At 55.8% G+C, this 17,521-nt stretch carries 19 protein-coding genes; 8 read left to right on the top strand and 11 right to left on the bottom strand.

The window, feature by feature from the left end:
* Window positions 1-4: 4 nt before the first annotated feature.
* On the top strand, window positions 5-715 hold the full coding sequence (gene yihA, locus ABJ205_RS11895; RefSeq protein ID WP_348156034.1) for a ribosome biogenesis GTP-binding protein YihA/YsxC: 711 nt from the start codon (window positions 5-7) through the stop codon (window positions 713-715).
* A gap of 239 nt (window positions 716-954) precedes the next feature.
* Entirely contained in the window at window positions 955-1,941 is a 987-nt protein-coding gene (locus ABJ205_RS11890) for a hypothetical protein (protein WP_348156031.1), read from the top strand.
* Window positions 1,942-2,029: 88 nt separating this feature from the next.
* On the opposite strand, the gene ABJ205_RS11885 is transcribed toward ABJ205_RS11890, so the two are convergent.
* Window positions 2,030-2,464 (bottom strand): VOC family protein, encoded by a 435-nt coding sequence (locus ABJ205_RS11885; RefSeq protein WP_348156028.1) that lies wholly within the window; start codon window positions 2,462-2,464, stop codon window positions 2,030-2,032.
* A gap of 130 nt (window positions 2,465-2,594) precedes the next feature.
* Here ABJ205_RS11885 and ABJ205_RS11880 point away from each other — a divergent pair, with 130 nt between their 5' ends.
* Entirely contained in the window at window positions 2,595-3,251 is a 657-nt protein-coding gene (locus ABJ205_RS11880; RefSeq protein WP_348156025.1) for a glutathione S-transferase family protein, read from the top strand.
* 47 nt (window positions 3,252-3,298) lie between these two features.
* On the opposite strand, the gene ABJ205_RS11875 is transcribed toward ABJ205_RS11880, so the two are convergent.
* Window positions 3,299-3,766, bottom strand: a complete 468-nt coding sequence (locus ABJ205_RS11875; protein WP_348156022.1) for a cupin domain-containing protein — start codon at window positions 3,764-3,766, stop codon at window positions 3,299-3,301.
* A 30-nt stretch (window positions 3,767-3,796) separates the two neighbouring features.
* Between ABJ205_RS11875 and dapE the strand changes: the two genes are divergently transcribed.
* Both dapE and ABJ205_RS11865 read left to right on the top strand, forming a co-directional pair.
* Entirely contained in the window at window positions 3,797-4,954 is a 1,158-nt protein-coding gene (gene dapE / locus ABJ205_RS11870) for a succinyl-diaminopimelate desuccinylase (protein WP_348156020.1), read from the top strand.
* 20 nt (window positions 4,955-4,974) lie between these two features.
* Window positions 4,975-6,231, top strand: a complete 1,257-nt coding sequence (locus tag ABJ205_RS11865; protein WP_348156017.1) for a dicarboxylate/amino acid:cation symporter — start codon at window positions 4,975-4,977, stop codon at window positions 6,229-6,231.
* Here ABJ205_RS11865 and ABJ205_RS11860 read toward each other — a convergent pair.
* The 4 genes from ABJ205_RS11860 to dapB are packed head-to-tail and all read right to left on the bottom strand — an operon-like array spanning window position 6,228 to window position 8,984.
* Window positions 6,228-6,716, bottom strand: coding sequence for an N-acetyltransferase (locus ABJ205_RS11860; protein WP_348156014.1), 489 nt, complete (start codon window positions 6,714-6,716; stop codon window positions 6,228-6,230). The genes ABJ205_RS11865 and ABJ205_RS11860 overlap by 4 nt on opposite strands.
* Window positions 6,713-7,366, bottom strand: coding sequence for an endonuclease III (gene nth, locus ABJ205_RS11855; RefSeq protein WP_348156012.1), 654 nt, complete (start codon window positions 7,364-7,366; stop codon window positions 6,713-6,715). The genes ABJ205_RS11860 and nth overlap by 4 nt, the downstream gene beginning before the upstream one ends.
* Window positions 7,363-8,226 carry an ion transporter gene (locus ABJ205_RS11850; protein WP_348156009.1) on the bottom strand — a complete coding sequence of 288 codons (864 nt, stop codon included), beginning with the start codon at window positions 8,224-8,226 and terminating at the stop codon, window positions 7,363-7,365. The genes nth and ABJ205_RS11850 overlap by 4 nt, the downstream gene beginning before the upstream one ends.
* Before the next feature lie 29 nt (window positions 8,227-8,255).
* Entirely contained in the window at window positions 8,256-8,984 is a 729-nt protein-coding gene (dapB, locus tag ABJ205_RS11845; RefSeq protein ID WP_348156006.1) for a 4-hydroxy-tetrahydrodipicolinate reductase, read from the bottom strand.
* A 35-nt stretch (window positions 8,985-9,019) separates the two neighbouring features.
* On the opposite strand from dapB, the gene ABJ205_RS11840 reads away from it, so the two are divergent.
* Window positions 9,020-9,721 carry an NAD-dependent deacylase gene (locus ABJ205_RS11840; RefSeq protein ID WP_348156003.1) on the top strand — a complete coding sequence of 234 codons (702 nt, stop codon included), beginning with the start codon at window positions 9,020-9,022 and terminating at the stop codon, window positions 9,719-9,721.
* Between the two features lie 5 nt (window positions 9,722-9,726).
* On the opposite strand, the gene yaaA is transcribed toward ABJ205_RS11840, so the two are convergent.
* From yaaA to mutM, 5 genes are all read right to left on the bottom strand, one after another.
* Complete coding sequence (gene yaaA / locus ABJ205_RS11835) at window positions 9,727-10,515, bottom strand: peroxide stress protein YaaA (protein WP_348156000.1); 789 nt, start codon at window positions 10,513-10,515, stop codon at window positions 9,727-9,729.
* 347 nt (window positions 10,516-10,862) lie between these two features.
* On the bottom strand, window positions 10,863-11,627 hold the full coding sequence (locus tag ABJ205_RS11830; RefSeq protein ID WP_348155998.1) for a HesA/MoeB/ThiF family protein: 765 nt from the start codon (window positions 11,625-11,627) through the stop codon (window positions 10,863-10,865).
* Between the two features lie 153 nt (window positions 11,628-11,780).
* A complete protein-coding gene (dnaA, locus tag ABJ205_RS11825) occupies window positions 11,781-13,241 on the bottom strand; it encodes a chromosomal replication initiator protein DnaA (RefSeq protein ID WP_348155995.1) in 1,461 nt (486 codons plus the stop codon).
* Window positions 13,242-13,685: 444 nt separating this feature from the next.
* Window positions 13,686-13,946 carry a 30S ribosomal protein S20 gene (gene rpsT / locus ABJ205_RS11820; RefSeq protein WP_348156209.1) on the bottom strand — a complete coding sequence of 87 codons (261 nt, stop codon included), beginning with the start codon at window positions 13,944-13,946 and terminating at the stop codon, window positions 13,686-13,688.
* 159 nt (window positions 13,947-14,105) lie between these two features.
* Window positions 14,106-14,921 (bottom strand): bifunctional DNA-formamidopyrimidine glycosylase/DNA-(apurinic or apyrimidinic site) lyase, encoded by an 816-nt coding sequence (gene mutM, locus ABJ205_RS11815; protein WP_348155993.1) that lies wholly within the window; start codon window positions 14,919-14,921, stop codon window positions 14,106-14,108.
* A 151-nt stretch (window positions 14,922-15,072) separates the two neighbouring features.
* Between mutM and ABJ205_RS11810 the strand changes: the two genes are divergently transcribed.
* Window positions 15,073-15,828 (top strand): class I SAM-dependent methyltransferase, encoded by a 756-nt coding sequence (locus ABJ205_RS11810; RefSeq protein ID WP_348155991.1) that lies wholly within the window; start codon window positions 15,073-15,075, stop codon window positions 15,826-15,828.
* 5 nt (window positions 15,829-15,833) lie between these two features.
* Window positions 15,834-17,426 carry a 2-polyprenylphenol 6-hydroxylase gene (gene ubiB, locus ABJ205_RS11805; protein ID WP_348155988.1) on the top strand — a complete coding sequence of 531 codons (1,593 nt, stop codon included), beginning with the start codon at window positions 15,834-15,836 and terminating at the stop codon, window positions 17,424-17,426.
* The last annotated feature ends 95 nt before the right edge of the window (window positions 17,427-17,521 follow it).

Raw genomic sequence — 17,521 nt, 5'->3', positions numbered from 1 at the left:
CGCTGTGACCGGGCACACAGAGGAAGAACTTGAACGGCGCGCAAAGGAACGCCGCGAAAAGAAAGCCTCGCGCCTGTTTTCAGGACGCGTGGACTTCCTCCTGTCTGCCCCGCAGCTCAAATTTTTACCCGAACCCATTGTGCCAGAGATCGCTTTTTGTGGGCGCAGTAATGTCGGCAAGAGCTCGCTTCTGAATGCGCTTACTGGGCGCAAGTCCATTGCCCGGGCGTCGATCACACCCGGGCGCACGCAGGAACTCAACTACTTTGAAGTTGGGCTTCAAGATCCCAACATTCCTGATGGGAAGCCTCTGTTCCGGCTCGTTGATATGCCCGGCTATGGTTTTGCTAAGGCGCCGGTTAAGGTGGTTGAGCGTTGGAAGAAGTTGGTGCGTACATACTTGCGAGGCCGCCAAGTGCTTGCTCGCAATCTCGTGCTTGTCGACAGCCGTCACGGCCTTAAAGATGTCGACCGTGAGATGATGAAAATGCTTGATGAGGCGGCTGTGGGTTATCGCATCGTTCTCACCAAAACAGACAAGATCAAGGCGAGTGAGCTTGAGCGTGTCTCGAACCGAATCGCTGAAGAATCGCGCAAACATCCGGCTGCTTTTCCAACCTTGCACCTAACCAGCAGCGAAAAAGGCATGGGGATTGAAGAACTTCGTGCAGCGGTTGTCGCCGATGCTCTGGGCGAAGGTTATTTCGAGAAATAGTTAACGAAAATCCGCGCGTTTTCTCACGGGCCTTAGGGTCCTGGCGAGCGGCTTGTTAACGTCTCCCTGCTTTTGTTCCTGATTGCCGGTGCATGTCTAAATTTCTGATTCACCATACGAATTTCCCCAGCGGTTTTGCGTAGGCCGCCATTTCCTCTCTGTTAACTTTGCTGAAACTGTTGGCTGTGAAGACCGGTGCCAGACAAACCGAAGACCAGACCAATAGGGGACCACTTCGCATGAAAAAGATCATTATTGCAGGCGCATCAATCGCAGCTCTTGCTATCTCGGCTCCAGCGGCCGCGCAAAGCTCATCCACTGTAAGCCAGACCGGCAACGGCAACAGTGCCGCCGTGGCTCAAGATAACGCCAACACATCGACGATCACTCAGTCCGGCGACAACAATGACGCAGATGTCATTCAAACGATTGGCACTGGCAATGAGTCCACGATCACGCAAGATGCCAGCGGTTCAAACGAGGCAAGCGTCTTTCAAAACGGTCTGAACAGCACATCGACAGTTACCCAAACTAGCGATGCAACCGACGATGTCGCAATCGTTGTCCAAGACGTTTTGTCCGACGATGCGACCGCAACGATCACGCAAACCGGTAATGGTGGCGGTTCGAGCTCGAATATTGCGCTCATCGACCAAGACAACGGCACAGGCAGCACCGCCAGCATTGCGCAAAGCGGTTTGTCCAACATCGCGGAGACGATTCAAGAGGGTTCAGACAACCTTTCTGACGTCTTGCAAACCGGCCTTTCGGGTACTGTTTTTGTTGACCAGATCGGTGACAACAACACCGACCTCACAATTCAGGGCGGCGATACCAACATCGCGGATGTTAATCAGGGCGCAGTAGGAGCAGCGGTGAACGGCACGACCTCAACCGTCTTCCAAGGCGGCGATAACAACTCCGCAACTGTCAACCAATTGGCTGACAATAACGAGAGTTTTGTTGACCAAGGCTTTAGCGGCGGTTCGCTCAACATTGCACTGGTCAACCAAACTGGCACAGGCAACTTCAGCGGCATCGAACAAGGCGCATCCTCTGTCAGCAACGGCAACATTGCAGACGTGCTTCAGTCGGGCAATGACAACGCCAGCTTCATCTCGCAAGACGGTGACACGAACAGCGTTAATCTTGACCAAACAACGGACGGAAACTTCTCCGACGTTATCCAAGCGGGCAATGGCAACTCAGCTAACGTGAGCCAATAATTCAAAGACACCAGTAAGTCTGTCCACTTGCTGGAGGCCTGTGATCGCCGGGTGCCCTTATGGGTGCCCGGCGATTTCGCTTGTGGGGCTAAGCCGTGAAAAGCGCCGATTGGTCGGCAAATGCCTTGAATTCAAGCGCATTGCCTGCTGGGTCGCGCAGAAACATGGTTGCCTGCTCACCCGGTTTGCCTTTGAAGCGCACGGTTGGCTCAATCAGGAAAGCAGTTCCCGCATCGCGTAAAGTCTGTGCGAGTGCATTCCACGCTTCCATCTCCAAGATCACCCCAAAATGCGGAACCGGCACGCCGTGTCCGTCAACATGATTGCTGGCAGCATCCGATTTTCTATTGGGGGCAAGGTGCGCAACGATTTGGTGACCGTGAAAGTTGAAATCGATCCATTCATCCGATGATCGTCCCTCTTCGCAGCCCATAACACCGCCGTAAAAACGCCGCGCTGCGTCGAGGTCATCGACCGGGAAGGCAAGATGGAAAGGGGCCAGGCGAGAATGGGGAGAGGGCATTTGCGAACTCCTTTGGGAATGTCGAACTCTTGTAACCCGTTCAGCCTCGACAGCGAAACCCTGAATACGTAAGGCTGACTGCAATTTCAGGCCCGTAAGGTGAAATGTCAAAGGTGGAACTGGCAAAGATATGAAACTCATTATTGGTAATAAGAACTACTCTTCCTGGTCCTTGCGCGGCTGGCTTGCGGCTAAGCAATCGGGTTTGCATTTCGAAGAGATCACCGTCCCGCTTATGGGCGAACATTGGGAAGCTCAAAAGCAGGGCGAAGAGTTCCAACCATCCTCGGGGAAGGTTCCGATCCTTTGGGATGGCGATAATGTCATCTGGGACAGCCTTGCGATCATGGAATATCTCGCTGACAAAGTTGGGCGCGATCGGTTCTGGCCAAAGGATGAGGCCGCGCGCGGTATGGCACGTGCGTTGGTCGCAGAGATGCACTCTTCTTACGGCGCGCTGCGTAGCGAAATGCCGATGAATGTGCGCACCCGGGTACCGCTAGAAAATCTATCAGAACAAGCCAAATCCGAGATCGTGCGCATCCTTCAGCTATGGGCAGAGGCCCGCGCGCGGCATGGGTCTGCGGGACCATTTCTGTTTGGCACCTTTGGGGCCGCCGATATCTTCTACGCGCCGATCGTCTCGCGTTTTACCACCTATGGCATTGGCGTTCCCGGCTTTGCGCAAAGCTATATGCAGGCGATTTGGGAGCACGATTGGATGGCCGAATGGATCGCGGCTGCCGGAGATGAAGAATGGGTGATCGAGCAGTTTGAAACTGCCTGAGACAGATCGCGCGGATTGAGGTGGGACGCGGCAAATGTGCTCTGCGCCTAAGGAATCCGATCGGTGTCGTAGCGCGTCCCATCTTTGCGGAAGTAGCCATCTGACCTGAAAACCATATCCACGTCAGGATATTCACCGCCGTCGGTTTCATAATCACCGGCAGCTGCCACTAAAAATGTGCACGGTGCGCGCCCACGGTTTTGAAGGTGGTGGCCATTCTCTTGACCTGCAGGCCACGCTGCCACATCGCCCGCGTGCAAGACAGTCTCGCTGCCATTTTCGACCAGCACCGCTTCGCCAGAGATCATGATCAGAAGCTCATCAATGGTATGGTGCCAATGACGTTGAGATGACCATGCGCCGGGTTCCAGTACAACGTGGCTTGCCCGAAGTTTCTCTAGGCCAGCAGCAGGTGCCAAGCGTTGATATTTGCGACCTTGGACTGGTTTGTCAAAGGGCTCCGGGTATCCGGTCGCATTTGTTTGAGGGATAGCGTTCAAATCAAGCTTGGGCATTGGGCTCATCTCCTGCTAGCGATGTGTTCCATGAGTATAGCCCTCGATTACGCTAAGCGTCTAATCTCACACGCCTCCGTCACGCCTGCCACTGGCTCGGTTTTTGACGAGATGGAGGCGATGCTTGCACCTCTCGGCTTTGATATCCACCGTTTCAAATGCGGCGATGGCGCAGAAGGCAGCGATGAGGCTCCGGTTGAAAACCTGTTTGCTATTCGCAAAGGGCCTAAAGGCTCAAAGCACTTTGCCTTTGCTGGGCATTTGGATGTGGTTCCGCCAGGAGATGGCTGGGAAAGCGACCCGTTTGTGCCCACGCAAGAAGGCGAGCTTCTTTATGGCCGGGGCGCAGTTGATATGAAGAGTGCGATCGCCTGTTTTGCGGCGGCCGTGCACGATATCCCAGCGGAGGCTGGCACGCTCAGCATGATTATCACCGGTGACGAAGAAGGGCCTGCGCTCCACGGTACGCGGGCGCTTATTGACTATATGCGCGGTGAAGGCACTCAGCCTGACCTGTGCCTTGTGGGTGAGCCCACCAGCGTCAATCGGCTTGGCGATATGATGAAAATCGGACGGCGCGGTTCGGTCAATATCTTCCTCACGGTTGAGGGCACCCAAGGCCACGTTGCCTATCCGCATCTGGCCGATAACCCCATTCCCAAACTTGTCGCGATGCTGGACGATCTGGAACGCCAAGTGCTGGACAAAGGCACAGACTGGTTCCAGCCCTCCAACCTTGAAATCACCGATATTGAGGTCGGGAACAAAGCGCATAATGTAATCCCGGCTGAGGCACGCGCGCGCATTTCGATCCGCTTCAACGACCTGCATTCAGGCGCAAGTTTGTCAAAATGGGTGAGCGATATCGCCGAAAAGCATGGTGGACGCGCGCTTCCGATTATCTCGGGCGAGCCATTCCTGACCGCTCCCGGCGCATTCTCCGACATGTTGGCCAAGGCAGTCGAGGAAGAAACTGGCGTCAAACCAGAGGCCTCCACCACTGGCGGCACGTCCGATGCGCGTTTCCTTCGCAGCGTTTGTCCCGTGATTGAATTTGGCCTGTGCAATGCAACCATGCATAAACGCAACGAAGCGGTGGCTATTCCAGATCTGGATGCGCTAGCAAGGATTTACACCAAGGCAGCGCTGGGGGCGCTGGCTCTCGAAGTGACACAAGAAGAGGCGTAGACGCCCATGAAAGCCCAAAAATGAAATCATGGTTTGCAATTCCGCTTTGGCAGCGGGTTATCGGCGCTCTCATTCTCGGGATCATCGTTGGCTATATCTGGGGGCCGGGGGCCGCGAGTATCAAGATCGTGGGCGACATCTTTATCGCCTTCATCAAAATGCTGGTCGTGCCACTCATTTTCTTCAGCCTTGTGGCCGGCGTTGCGAGTATCGGCGACCTTCGCAAACTTGGCAGCGTGGGGTGGCGGGCGCTACTCCTCTTCGTGGTGACAGGGCAAATTGCGGTCTGGCTTGGCCTTGGCATTGGCACATTGGTGCAGCCGGGTGCTGGCCTTGATGTAAGCGCCATGAACTTGGATGCCGCCGCACTGGAACGCGCTCAGGCCCGTCAGGAAGACGCCGTTACGGTTCAACAAATGATCCTTGAAATGGTGCCATCGAGCCCGGTACAAGTCATGGCAGACGTCAACGTCCTCCCGCTCATCATCTTCTCGCTCCTGATCGGGATCGGCATTTTGATGGCGAAAGAAGAGGGTGAGCCTGTTCTCAAAATTTTCGAGTCCGGCAGCGTCGTCATGCAGAAAGTCACGATGATCGTGATGGAGCTGACCCCGTTTGGTGTCTTTGCTCTTATGGCATGGGTCGCAGGGACCTTGGGCGTTGACGCGCTTCAGGCGCTCGGGATCGTCGTTGTCCTCAATTACCTTGGCTGCTTCCTCATCATCGGCCTCATCTATGGCGGGATGATCAAATTCATCGCCAAGCTGCCGGTGATCGACTTCTTCCGCGGCATCATCGACGCCATCGCGGTGAGCTATTCCACAGCCAGCTCCAATGCGACTTTGCCCGTGACCTTGCGCTGTGCACGGCGGAATTTGGGCGTATCGAATTCGGTCGCAAGCTTCGTGATCAGCCTTGGCGCGACGATCAATATGAACGGTACGGCGATGTATCTGGGCCTTGCGACATTGTTCGGGGCGCAGGTGTTCGGGGTTCAGCTCGACATGGGCGACTACGTCCTGATCTCGATCCTTGGCACATTGGGAGCCATCGGCGCAGCGGGCATTCCGGGCGCAGGCTTGATCATGATGGTTCTGGTGTTTGGCGCAGTTGGCGTGCCGCTTGAAACCATTGCTCTGGTCGCGGGAATCGACCGGATCATGGACATGATGCGCACCACCACCAATGTCTCCGGCGATGCAGCGGTGGCGACGACGGTGGCGAGCCTGACAGGTGAAATCGACAAAGCTGAGATGATCTCAGCCGACGATGTCTAAAGCGTCTGGTGCATCACCAACGCATCGACAAACCCCTCTTGCGGATGCTCAAATGCATCGGGGAGGCGGCCAACGATGCCAAACCCCATGCTTTCCCAAAGGCGGATAGCGCGGGTGTTGGTGGAGAGCACGAAGTTGAATTGCATCGCTAGGTAGCCATGAGACCGGGCTGCCTTCAATGCATGCTCACACATCGCCCGAGCGACACCGCGCCCGCTCGCAGTTTTACTCACCATAAAGCCGCAATTGCACACATGCGCGCCGCCGCCTTGCTGGTTCGTGGTGAGGTAATAGGTCCCCAGCACGAGCTCACCCTCAACGGCGACAAATGTGTGTTTGGATGGGTCCATCCAATAGGCAAGCGCCGCTTGCTCACTCATATCGAGGGGCAGAGCATAGGTTTCGCCTGCCCGGATTATGGGGAGCATAATGCCGAGGATCGCCTCTGCGTCACGTTCGTGCGCTGCGCGAATATTCAAGCTCATGCGCGCGCCTTAGGCTTCTCGGTCACCTTCTTGCGGAAGCTGCACAGGTTGACCTGACCACAGCGCCAACATTCCGGGGTGCGCGCTTTGCACACGTATCGGCCATGCAGGATCAACCAATGGTGCGCATGCAGGCGAAAGGGTCCGGGCACGCGCTTTTCCAGCTTTGCCTCAACGCTCTCCGGCGTCTTGCCCTTGGCAAGCCCCGTTCGGTTGCCAACGCGCAGGATATGCGTGTCGACCGCAAAGGTCTCTTGTTTGAACCAGCAATTGAGCACCACATTGGCGGTCTTGCGGCCCACCCCGGGCAAGCGAACCAGATCATCGCGCGTGTCCGGCACTTCGCTGCCATATTCGTCGACCAAAAGCTGCGAGAGCGCGATCACGTTCTTCGCCTTAGAGTTGAACAGGCCAATCGTCTTGATGTGATCGATGAGCTCGTCGAGACCCAAATCGAGCATTTCTTCAGGCGTTTTGACCTTTGCAAAAAGCGCGCGCGTCGCCTTGTTGACCCCAACATCGGTCGCCTGCGCGGACAAAGCCACGGCCACCACCAGCTGATAGGCATTGCCATATTCAAGCTCGGTCTCTGGCTCTGGATTGTCCTCTGCCAAACGGCGGAAGAATTCAAAGATTTGATCTTTCGTCATTCTTGAGGCTTCTGACTTGCCCGCTCCAACTTCTCAAGCTTTGCGACAACGTTCTCGTCAATCTCATCAAGCCGCGCCAAATGTTCGCGCATATCTTGAATTTTTTGGTCTCGCCTAGCTTGCATCGCGTCGGAAAAGGCTGCCGCGATAATCCCTGTCGGCATAGCGACAAAGGCTACTCCCGACAATGCTAGCGAGCCTCCGATGATCTTTCCCAAAATTGTGATCGGATAGGCATCGCCATATCCGACGGTCGTCAAAGTAATCACTGACCACCACAGCGCACGCGGGATAGAGCCAAAGGCATCGGGTTGAATATCGCCTTCAACTACATGCAGCAGCGTTGCGCCCGTCAAAACGAAGATGAACCCAAGCGCAGCCGTCACGATCAAATCATCGCCGCGATCTGCGATGGCTCTCCATACCGATACTATCGCCTGATTAAACCGCCCAAATTTCATCACAGCGATGACCCGGAACAGGCGCAGTATTCTGAGGACAGCGGCATCGCCTGCGATAAGCGGAGCGAGGGTCGCTACCACCACTATGAGGTCTACAATGCCAAGCCACGAGCGCATAAATGCCCAGCGTTTGCCCCAGGCAGAACCCTCTCCCGGTTCTTCGGCGGCTGCGTATATTCGCGCGATATATTCGCCGAGGAATATGGTGCCGAACACCAGTTCGCCCATCAGTAGGGCGTTTTGTATTTCGTCCGACAGCTCCGGTTCAGTGCCAAGCGCTGCGCCAATAACCGCGAGTACAATCGTCACGATTAGAAGTCGGTTAAGGATCGTCAGACGTCCATCAGCATGAGCACCCACAAACAGTTGTTCATAGAGTTTGGCCCGTAAGCTTGCCATATTCTACCCCCCCCCCCGCCTCGCCGAACCTAAAGGTCAAGCACATCCTCCATGGTGTAGCGCCCTTGGGGCTTGCCAATCAACCACTCGGCCCCTCGCACGGCGCCGCGTGCAAAAATTGTCCGGTTCTCCGCCGAATGGGAGAGGGTGAGGCGTTCTTGCTCGCCTGCAAAAATCACCGAGTGATCGCCTGCGACACTGCCGCCTCGTAAAGTGGCAAATCCAATATCGCCAGATTTACGCGCGCCGGTTTGTCCGTGGCGGCCTGACTCCATTTTTTCCTCAAGATAGACACCGCGCCCGCGCGCCGCTGCTTCGCCCAACAGCTTGGCCGTGCCTGATGGTGCATCGACCTTGTGGCGGTGGTGCATTTCCAGCACTTCGATATCCCAATCATCACCAAGCCGCTCTGCCGCTTGTTTGACCAGCGCGCTTAGCAGGGTGACACCAAGCGACGTATTGCCGGTTTGGAGGACCGGGATCGCCTTGGCCGCATCTTTGATTGCAGCGAAATTGGTATCATCAAGGCCCGTTGTGCCGATTAAGATGGGCACGCCTGCGACCCGCGCGACCTTAAGGTTCGCCTCAAGCGCGGCGGGAGCAGAGAAGTCGATCAGCACATCTGCTTGAAGTGCAAGCGGGCCCGGCAATTCGCCCGCATCCACGCCGCCGGCCAAGGTGTGACCTGCCTCTTCGACTGCGCTTGCAAGTGCCTGACCCATGCGGCCTTTGCTGCCGATAATTCCAAACGATGCCATTGCTTTGCCTCAATATGACGTGTTTCAATACGTCCATGACACAGGTTTCTCGCATCGTCATCCTAACAGGGGCCGGAATTTCCGCAGAAAGCGGGATCGACACCTTTCGCGACAGTGGAGGGTTGTGGGAAAAGCACTCAATCGAAGACGTTGCAACTCCTGAGGGTTTCGCGCGCGATCCTGATCTTGTGCTGGGTTTCTATGATGCGCGCCGGGCGGCTTTGGCGGATGTGGAGCCTAATGCTGCGCATACAGCTCTTGCCCGGTTAGAGCGTGATTTCTCTGGCGATCTTCTCCTTGTGACGCAAAATGTTGACGATCTGCATGAGCGGGGCGGATCGACCACAATTTGCCATATGCACGGCGAGCTAAAATCCGCCCTTTGTACATCGTGTGGGACTCGCTCGCCGTGGGAGACCACCATGATTGACCGCCCGCCGTGTCCCGTATGCCAAGCCCCAACTTTGCGCCCCGACGTCGTGTGGTTCGGTGAGATCCCGTACCAAATGCGCCGGATCGAAGAGGCGATGATGGGGTGCGACCTGTTCGTATCCATCGGCACCAGCGGCGCGGTGTATCCAGCGGCCGGCTTTGTTCAGCAGGCCAAGCGTCTGGGCGCGCGCACGTTGGAGCTCAACCTTGAGCCAAGCGAAGGCACGTCGATTTTCCATGAAGCGCGCCATGGTCCTGCGAGCGAATTGGTGCCCGCGTGGGTGGAAGAAGTGCTCGGAGCCTAGCCCTCTTACTTCTTCTTCACCGGCGGTTGGGGCCTCGTAAACACCAACTCCGTCTCACTCGAAGCGCTTGCATCGAGCGTATAACCCTCCGCATTAAATCCGCGCAGGTCGTCCGCTTTCTCAATCCGGTTTTCCATAATCCAGCGCGCCATCAGGCCTCGGCCAAATTTGACATGGTACATAAGCCGCCGCGCCTCGCCGTCTTTGACATTGAGGAAGGTTGCCTCGATCACTTTGCCGGGCAGGGCGGAGGTGTCGACCGCCTTGAAATATTCGTTGCTAGCCAAGTTCACGACCGTTTGATCACCGTGCCCTTCAAGGTCGCCAGCCAATTGCTCACCAATCCGGCTGCCCCAAAAATCATAGAGCGATTTGCCGCGAGGGTTTTTCATCTTGGTGCCCATCTCAAGCCGGTAAGGCTGGATCGCATCCATGGGCCGCAGCACGCCGTAAAGCCCCGACAAGATGCGCAAATGATCCTGCGCATAAGCCAAGCTTTCATCACCCAGCGACTTTGCCTCCAAGCCCCAATAGACGTCGCCGTCAAAGGTTAGCCCTGCAGGCTTTGCCGAATTGCTCCGACCCTCCAGATCAAACGCCTTGAACCGCTTTGCATTCAGCGCAGCCAGATTGTCAGAGATATGCATCAACTTGGCGAGCGACTGTGCCGATTGCTCTTTAGCAACGCCAGCGATCTCGCGCGTATCATCTTCAAGCCGGGGGCGAGTGATCTCAAGCGAGGTGCTTGGCTCATCAAAGTTGAGCTTTTTGGCAGGCGAGAGAAGGGTGATCATTGGGTTTGTCCTGAGGAGAAATACGATTGGGTACGGGTTAGAGGCTTCGTCCTTGTGTGGTAAACAGTGGGGAGGCGCAAGTGTCCCAAAGGGTATGTTTCCTCCGTCTCAATGCCTCTTTTAGGATTTGATTTATGAGACATGGCTATCTCATCGAATGCATAAAAAATCGAATAAATCTTTATTGTTCAAATGTTTGTATATTCAGTGAACGAGACGCTTCTGGTTTGGGATGTTTGCTGTATTCGGTTTTGTCGATGATGAACTTCGAGAAAATCCTGTGCCAGAAAAGAGGTGTGTAGGAAAAAGAGGCTTGGTCCAAGGCAATCGCCCCTCTGCGATCATTCTCACCCGCACCCCTTACACGCTGGGTCCTTCGTAATGGTCAGTGTGCGCATTCCCGGCTGCATCCCATCGAGGATATGCAGCTTGCCCCACATGGGTTGCCCAAAACGGTTGACGCCCGCCAAGAGCACGCGCACCGCTTGCATAGCGGTAAAGCTGCCCGTCCATCCGGCCATCGCGCCAAGCATGCCGTCTTCGGCGCAGGTGTCGCAATCCTCCGCATCGAATGCATCGCCAACAAAGCAGCGGTAGCATGGGCTTCCTACAAGGTGCCCGGCAAAGGCTCCGACTTGACCTTGGAAGCGGCCAACAGCAGCGGAGAGTAAGGGCACGCGCTCGGCAACGCAGGCATCGGACACCGCGAGCCGCGTGGCGAAATTGTCGGTGCCATCCAGCACAAGATCCGCGCCCGCGATGAGGTCGCCGACATTCTCCGAAGTGATCCGGCTATCAGAGATGTTCACCTCTAGAGCATCGTCAAAATTCGCGAGCCAGCGGCGTGCGCTGGTGGCTTTGCCGTGGCCGACATCGCGGGCAGTGAAGATAGTCTGGCGCTGGAGATTGCTTGCATCGACCACATCGTCATCAACAAGGGTGAAGCGTCCGATCCCCGCACCGGCTAAATATTGCAAGGCGGGCGAACCAATCCCGCCAAGCCCGATCACTGCGATGTGCTTGCCGCAAAGCGCCACCTGCCCTGCGCCGCCGATTTCGGGCAGCACAATATGGCGGGCAAACCGGTCAAGACGGGCTGGGGACAAGCTCATGGATGGGCTGTTTACATGCTGTGCACGCCCTGTCGACAGGGCTGTGTATAGCCCTGTCGATATGGTGTCGATTGGATGTGAATTTTCTGGGGAGGACAGCTGTTGTCCATCCTGTTGAAATCCCGTGAAAATAATGTGCGAATTAACCTTCGTCTAGCTTTCGAGCTGGCGCAGTAGGCTGCGAACATCTCCGTCCATATCCGCATCGCGCGTGCGCAAATCCTCGATCAAGCGAACGGCGTGAATAACCGTTGAGTGATCGCGGCCACCAAATTTGCGGCCAATCTCCGGATAGCTGCGCGGAGTAAGTACCTTTGAAAGATACATCGCCACTTGGCGCGGACGCACCACCGCACGCGCGCGGCGCTTTGATGACATCTCTGACCGGTCTATCCGGTAGAACTGGCACACAGTGCGCTGGATTTCGTCAATTGTGATCCGGCGGCGATTGGCGGAAAGGATATCGGTCAGCTGTTCTTCTGCGAGATGCAGCGAGACCTCTTGGCCTGTCAGCTGAGCGTAAGCGATAAGCTTGTTCAGCCCGCCGATCAATTCCCGAACATTGCGAGTGATTGTCCGTGCAAGGAAGTCTATCACATCTTCTGGCACGCTCAACGGTGCGAAGCGCGCGAGTTTCGATACGAGCACTTTCTTGCGCAGTTCAATATCGGCGGCTTGAATGTCGGCGACCAGACCCATGGAAAGACGGCTCAGCAAACGTGGCTCAACACCGTCGAGTGCTTGCGGTGCACGGTCAGCGGCAAACACAAGGCGTTTGCCCTCGGCCAGGAGTGCGTCAATCGTGTAAAGTAGCTCTTCTTGCGCGCTCGCCTTGCCGATGATGAATTGGATATCGTCCACCAGAAGAAGGTCAAAGCTGCGCAGCCGCGCCTTAAACTCGATCATTTGATTGGCTTTAAGAGCCTGCACAAACTCAACCATAAACCGCTCTGCTGAGCAGTAGAAAATGCGAGCGCGAGGGTGTGATGCAAGGAAGCCATGACCGATCGCATGGAGCAAGTGGGTCTTGCCCTGACCGGTTGCCGCTTTGAGGTAAAGCGGCGAGAATTGCGGTTGCTCAGTTGCGGCCATTCGCTGGGCTGCATTGCAAGCAAGCACATTGGCTTCGCCGGTAATAAAGGCCTGGAATGTCAACGATGGGTCGAGGCCCACGCTTGAGGTGAAACCAGCGTCACTGATTGTGCCAGCAGCAACCGCAATCGCGCTCGCACCGTCATTTGCTGGGCGACGTCCATCGTCAAGACGCAGTTCTGGAAGCTGGCGGCGACCGGGATGTACCTGAACGTTAACCGTACGCACATCACTGCGCATGATTTTCCAAGCAAGCTGCAAACGGTCGTGGAACCGGTCCTTCACCCAATTGGCAGAAAATTCGGTTGGCAAAAACAGGTCAAGTGTGCCCGTTTCTTTGTTAATGCCGCCGACCTGAATCGGTTTGATCCACTGGCTGTGCAATTGGTGCCCGAGGTCCTTTTTGAGGCCTTGGCTAATGTCGGCCCAATCGGCAGCCAAGTTCACAGATTCTGCATCTTCCATCAAATCGTCATCAGCCTTACGGCGCGTTGTCCGCGTCTTATCTGTGTTATGCCCCATGCGTTCCCCACTATTATCAGTCCTCGAAAGCAGTGCTCCAAGGCTTAGCTCATGACTTTGCGATCGGGTAAAGCATCCCTCACCCTCTGAGGCACCCCTCACAGACTAACCTGTCGATCAAATGTGTGAACCCGGACTGTCCCGCGCCGGGTAGAGCGCTAATAAGCGCATCTTCGGCGGTGAGCGCAAGCGATCAATTGCAATAAATCTTAAATATTTGTGTTGACTCGACCCGACCCCGCAGGCTTGCGTTCAAAGTATTGATTTTAAACGAAATGATGGTTTCGTGTCTGCGAATCGTTGGAATTCCGGGCATTCTCGGCAGTTAACCACACTATGTCGTAGGCAAAACAAAAGGGCCGTGTCATCAGACACGGCCCTTAGTTTCTCTACGAGGGGTCACGTTAGGTAAAATTACCCTACTTACCTCTACCTAGAAGCGAATCAGAGTGCAGCGACTCGCTTGGTCAGGCGCGACATTTTACGCGCCACTGTGTTCTTGTGCATCACGCCGCGCGCAACACCGCGCGCCAGTTCTGGCTGCGCGGCCTTAAGAGCGGTAGCGGCTCCATCCTTATCGCCAGCTTCGCAAGCTGATTCGACTTTTTTGACGAAGCTGCGGATGCGGCTCATGCGTGCAGTGTTTACTTCTGCGCGCCGGTCGTTGCGACGGATACGTTTACGGGCTTGAGGCGTGTTTGCCATAGGTCTGTCTGTCTCGCGTTCTGTAAGGGCCACAAAATGCGCCCGGAAAATCTCAATTGGGTATAAGAAATGCGGCGATTCACCGCCGGAAAGCGGCGCATCTAGTGTGAAACGGTGTGAAAGGCAAGGAATGTTTGCCTGTCATTGGCTCTGGAGCATTCATTTTTGGCACATCGGACAATACCATGTACTGCGCCCACCTTGGGCAATACGCTTGATCACACCGCCGTCATCGTGGTGGCATGCCTCACCCTCACGGCCATAGACATCGAATCTGGTCGCGAAATAGCCTAGCTCACCGTCGGGCGCTGCATAATCGCGCAATGAGGAGCCGCCGTCGCGGATAGAGACCGCCAACACGTCTTTAATTGCGGGCACCAAGCGCTCCAGTTGAGGCCGTGTCACCTTGCCGCCCTGCTTGGTTGGACGGATGCCAGAGCGCCATAACGCCTCGCACACATATATATTACCGAGACCAGCGATGATCTTCTGGTCGAGCAGGCACAGCTTGATGTTCTGAACCTTGCCCTTAAGCGTACTCTTTAGATAGGCGGGCGTGAGGTCCGGTCCCAAAGGCTCTGGTCCAAGGCTTGCAAAAGGACCCCATTCGTCCAGCGCATCGGTGGCAACCATATCGACTGATCCGAATCGCCTTGGGTCGCACAAGGCAAAGCGGTTGGTTGCCGTTTCTATCACCATATGGTCGTGCTTGTCGGGTTCTTCCGGATCAATCCGCCAGCGACCGCTCATGCCGAGATGGAAGATAACGCTTTGATCCCGGTCGAGGTGAAACAGCCCATATTTCGCGCGGCGCGAGAGACCAATGACGACCGCGCCGGTCATGACCTGCGCAAGGTCTTTGGGGAAAGGGCGGCGCAAATTAGGGCGGTTGAGGATAACCCGTTCAATGCGCGCGCCGTCAAGGAACTTTGCAAGCCCCCGGACTGTGGTTTCAACTTCGGGTAATTCGGGCATCTTTGTTTGGGCTCGCAATCGCTCACGGGATGGTATGGCCAAGTACCGGGCGGACGCCAGGGGCGCATGCATCAAAGACTTTGACCGCACGCGGAAAATACACCCTTTATCACCCTTTGCGCGGGGCACAATTCCCTCTAGGGGTTGCCCTATGACTGACCAATCGTCCGACACCGTCTCCTTTGGCTATTCCGATGTAAGCCCAGAGGAAAAGACCCGCCGCGTAGGCGAGGTTTTCTCCAGCGTTGCCAAGAAATACGACATCATGAACGACGCGATGTCTTTTGGCATGCATCGAGGCTGGAAGGACCGTTTTGTAAAGCGCGTTAAACCTCAACCTCACGAAAACATCCTCGATATGGCGGGCGGCACGGGCGACATCGCATTTCGCATGGCGGACCGGGGCGCGAATATCACCGTCGCGGATATCAATCAGGAAATGCTCGACGTGGGTGCAGAGCGTGCGATGGAACGCGATGAAGCGGCAGAGGCAGGCAGTCTCGTGTTCTCTTGCCAGAACGCCGAGGAAGTGTCCTTCGCCTCCAACAGTTTTGATGCCTACACCATCGTGTTTGGTATTCGTAATGTGACCTTCAAAGAGAAAGCTTTGGCCGAGGCGTACCGCGTCCTTCGCCCCGGAGGCCGGTTTTATTGCATGGAATTTTCTGTCACAGATTGGTCGGGCTTCCGCGAGATCTATGACCTTTATTCAATGCACATCATGCCTCGCATGGGCCAAGCAATCGCAGGTGATGCCGAAAGCTACCGCTATCTCGCCGAATCAATCCGCAAATTTCCTCGTGCGCCAGAGTTTGAGGCGATGATCCGGGGCGCTGGCTTTGTGAACACCAAGGCCGAGATTATTCTGGGCGGCGCGGTCGCAATCCATTCAGGATGGAAAGTCTAAGACGCATGACCACGTCTGCAACGCATCTTTTCCGTCTTGCAAGATGGGGCGTAACCCTTGCGCGCCGCCGCGCTTTGGTGGGGATTGAGGACGATCCCAACGCACCTGCACCGATAAAACGATTGGCGAGATTAGCACGGTTAGCGACCCTTACTGGTAAGAAGGGTGAGCGCGATTACGCGGGCGCATTTCGTGCAATCGGTCCGGCTGCGATTAAGCTGGGGCAGACGCTGGCCACGCGGCCCGATCTTGTAGGCGAGGAGGCGGCGTACAATCTGCTAAGCCTTCAGGACGACCTGCCGCCTGTGGATTTTGCGCTTATCAAACAGTCGATCGAGACGAGTTTTGATCAGCCGTTGGAAACGCTCTTTTCTGAAGTGGACCCGGAACCCGTGGGTGCGGCCTCTATCGCGCAGGTTCACAAGGCACGCACTACCGATGGGCGCGAGGTCGCAGTCAAAGTCCTTCGCCCCGGTATCAAAAAGAAATTCGTCGAGGATATCGCGACCTATGAATGGGCAGCGGCTCACGTAGAGGCGATGGGCGGCGAAGCGGGCCGTTTGCGTCCGCGCGCGACGATCGCCAATTTCAAACGCTGGTCTTATTCAGAGCTTGATTTGAGGCGCGAGGCGGCCTCTGCATCTGAGCTTGCTGAGAATATGAGCGGGGTCGATGGTTACTGTATCCCCGGTGTCGATTGGGACCGGACCAATGGCCGAGTACTGACCATCGAATGGGTCGACGGTATCAAAATCTCGCGCCGCGAAGATTTGATGGCGGCGGGCCATGATCTGAACGCTTTGTCACAGCGGCTTGTGATCAGCTTCCTTACTCAAGCAATCAGCGCAGGTTTTTTCCATGCTGACATGCATCAAGGGAATTTGTTTGTGCAGGCCGATGGCACCATCGCCGCGATTGATTTTGGGATCATGGGCCGGATCGATCGCCGCGCGCGGCAATGGTTGGCAGAAATTCTCTACGGCCTCACCACAGGCAATTACAAACGTGTCGCCGAAATCCATTTTGAGGCACAATATGTGCCAAGCTACCATTCGGTGGGCGAATTTGCGACGGCTCTGCGCGCGGTTGGTGAACCTATGCGCGGCAAGCCTGTGAAAGAGCTAAGCGTCGGGCAGATGCTCGACGGATTGTTTGCGATCACCCGCGATTTCGACATGCAAACACAGCCACATTTGCTGCTTTTGCAAAAGACGATGGTGATGGTCGAAGGCATAGCAACACAGCTTAATCCCGACATCAATATGTGGGACACAGCCGCCCCTTATGTGCGTGATTGGATCCGCGATGAGCTTGGACCAGAGGCGGCGGTGGCAGAGCGGCTGAAAGAAGACGCGCAGACTTTTTTGCGCCTGCCTGACCTTATCCGCCGGATCGACGAACGATTCCCAGCGAAAGGCGGCGCACCCGAACAAGTTCCCTTGCCGGACATCAAGTTGATGTCCGATTTCGGTCAGAATACTGATAGCGCTTCAGAACAGGGAGGCGGCAAATCAGGTGGCAGTTGGTCTGGCTATTTCGTGGCCGGTCTTGTCGGAGCAGGCGCGGTGCTCGGCGCTGGGTTTGCCGGGCTGATCTAGTCTGCGCAAGGCAGAAGTCAGGGCACCCTATCGGGTTTTCTTGCCCATATTCTTTGCCTTCCTAAGGCTATCAAATCACCCGCAGATCGAACGCA

Source organism: Erythrobacter sp., assembly GCF_039988855.1.
Classification (GTDB): Bacteria; Pseudomonadota; Alphaproteobacteria; order Sphingomonadales; family Sphingomonadaceae; genus Erythrobacter.
The sequence above is the reverse complement of the archived record's forward strand: the minus strand, read 5'-3'. Positions and strand labels throughout refer to the sequence as shown.

Bases quoted from the DNA above. Each gene is read 5' to 3' on its own strand.
- ABJ205_RS11875 (WP_348156022.1), bottom strand. From the start codon at position 3,766: ATGCCCAAGCTTGATTTGAACGCTATCCCTCAAACAAATGCGACCGGA.
- mutM (WP_348155993.1), bottom strand. From the start codon at position 14,921: ATGCCCGAATTACCCGAAGTTGAAACCACAGTCCGGGGGCTTGCAAAG.
- ABJ205_RS11880 (WP_348156025.1), top strand. From the start codon at position 2,595: ATGAAACTCATTATTGGTAATAAGAACTACTCTTCCTGGTCCTTGCGC.
- dapB (WP_348156006.1), bottom strand. From the start codon at position 8,984: ATGGCATCGTTTGGAATTATCGGCAGCAAAGGCCGCATGGGTCAGGCA.
- ABJ205_RS11865 (WP_348156017.1), top strand. From the start codon at position 4,975: ATGAAATCATGGTTTGCAATTCCGCTTTGGCAGCGGGTTATCGGCGCT.
- yaaA (WP_348156000.1), bottom strand. From the start codon at position 10,515: ATGATCACCCTTCTCTCGCCTGCCAAAAAGCTCAACTTTGATGAGCCA.
- ABJ205_RS11810 (WP_348155991.1), top strand. From the start codon at position 15,073: ATGACTGACCAATCGTCCGACACCGTCTCCTTTGGCTATTCCGATGTA.
- ABJ205_RS11830 (WP_348155998.1), bottom strand. From the start codon at position 11,627: ATGAGCTTGTCCCCAGCCCGTCTTGACCGGTTTGCCCGCCATATTGTG.
- ABJ205_RS11890 (WP_348156031.1), top strand. From the start codon at position 955: ATGAAAAAGATCATTATTGCAGGCGCATCAATCGCAGCTCTTGCTATC.
- dapE (WP_348156020.1), top strand. From the start codon at position 3,797: ATGAGTATAGCCCTCGATTACGCTAAGCGTCTAATCTCACACGCCTCC.
- dnaA (WP_348155995.1), bottom strand. From the start codon at position 13,241: ATGGGGCATAACACAGATAAGACGCGGACAACGCGCCGTAAGGCTGAT.
- ABJ205_RS11850 (WP_348156009.1), bottom strand. From the start codon at position 8,226: ATGGCAAGCTTACGGGCCAAACTCTATGAACAACTGTTTGTGGGTGCT.
- ABJ205_RS11840 (WP_348156003.1), top strand. From the start codon at position 9,020: ATGACACAGGTTTCTCGCATCGTCATCCTAACAGGGGCCGGAATTTCC.
- rpsT (WP_348156209.1), bottom strand. From the start codon at position 13,946: ATGGCAAACACGCCTCAAGCCCGTAAACGTATCCGTCGCAACGACCGG.
- ABJ205_RS11860 (WP_348156014.1), bottom strand. From the start codon at position 6,716: ATGAGCTTGAATATTCGCGCAGCGCACGAACGTGACGCAGAGGCGATC.
- ABJ205_RS11885 (WP_348156028.1), bottom strand. From the start codon at position 2,464: ATGCCCTCTCCCCATTCTCGCCTGGCCCCTTTCCATCTTGCCTTCCCG.
- ubiB (WP_348155988.1), top strand. From the start codon at position 15,834: ATGACCACGTCTGCAACGCATCTTTTCCGTCTTGCAAGATGGGGCGTA.
- nth (WP_348156012.1), bottom strand. From the start codon at position 7,366: ATGACGAAAGATCAAATCTTTGAATTCTTCCGCCGTTTGGCAGAGGAC.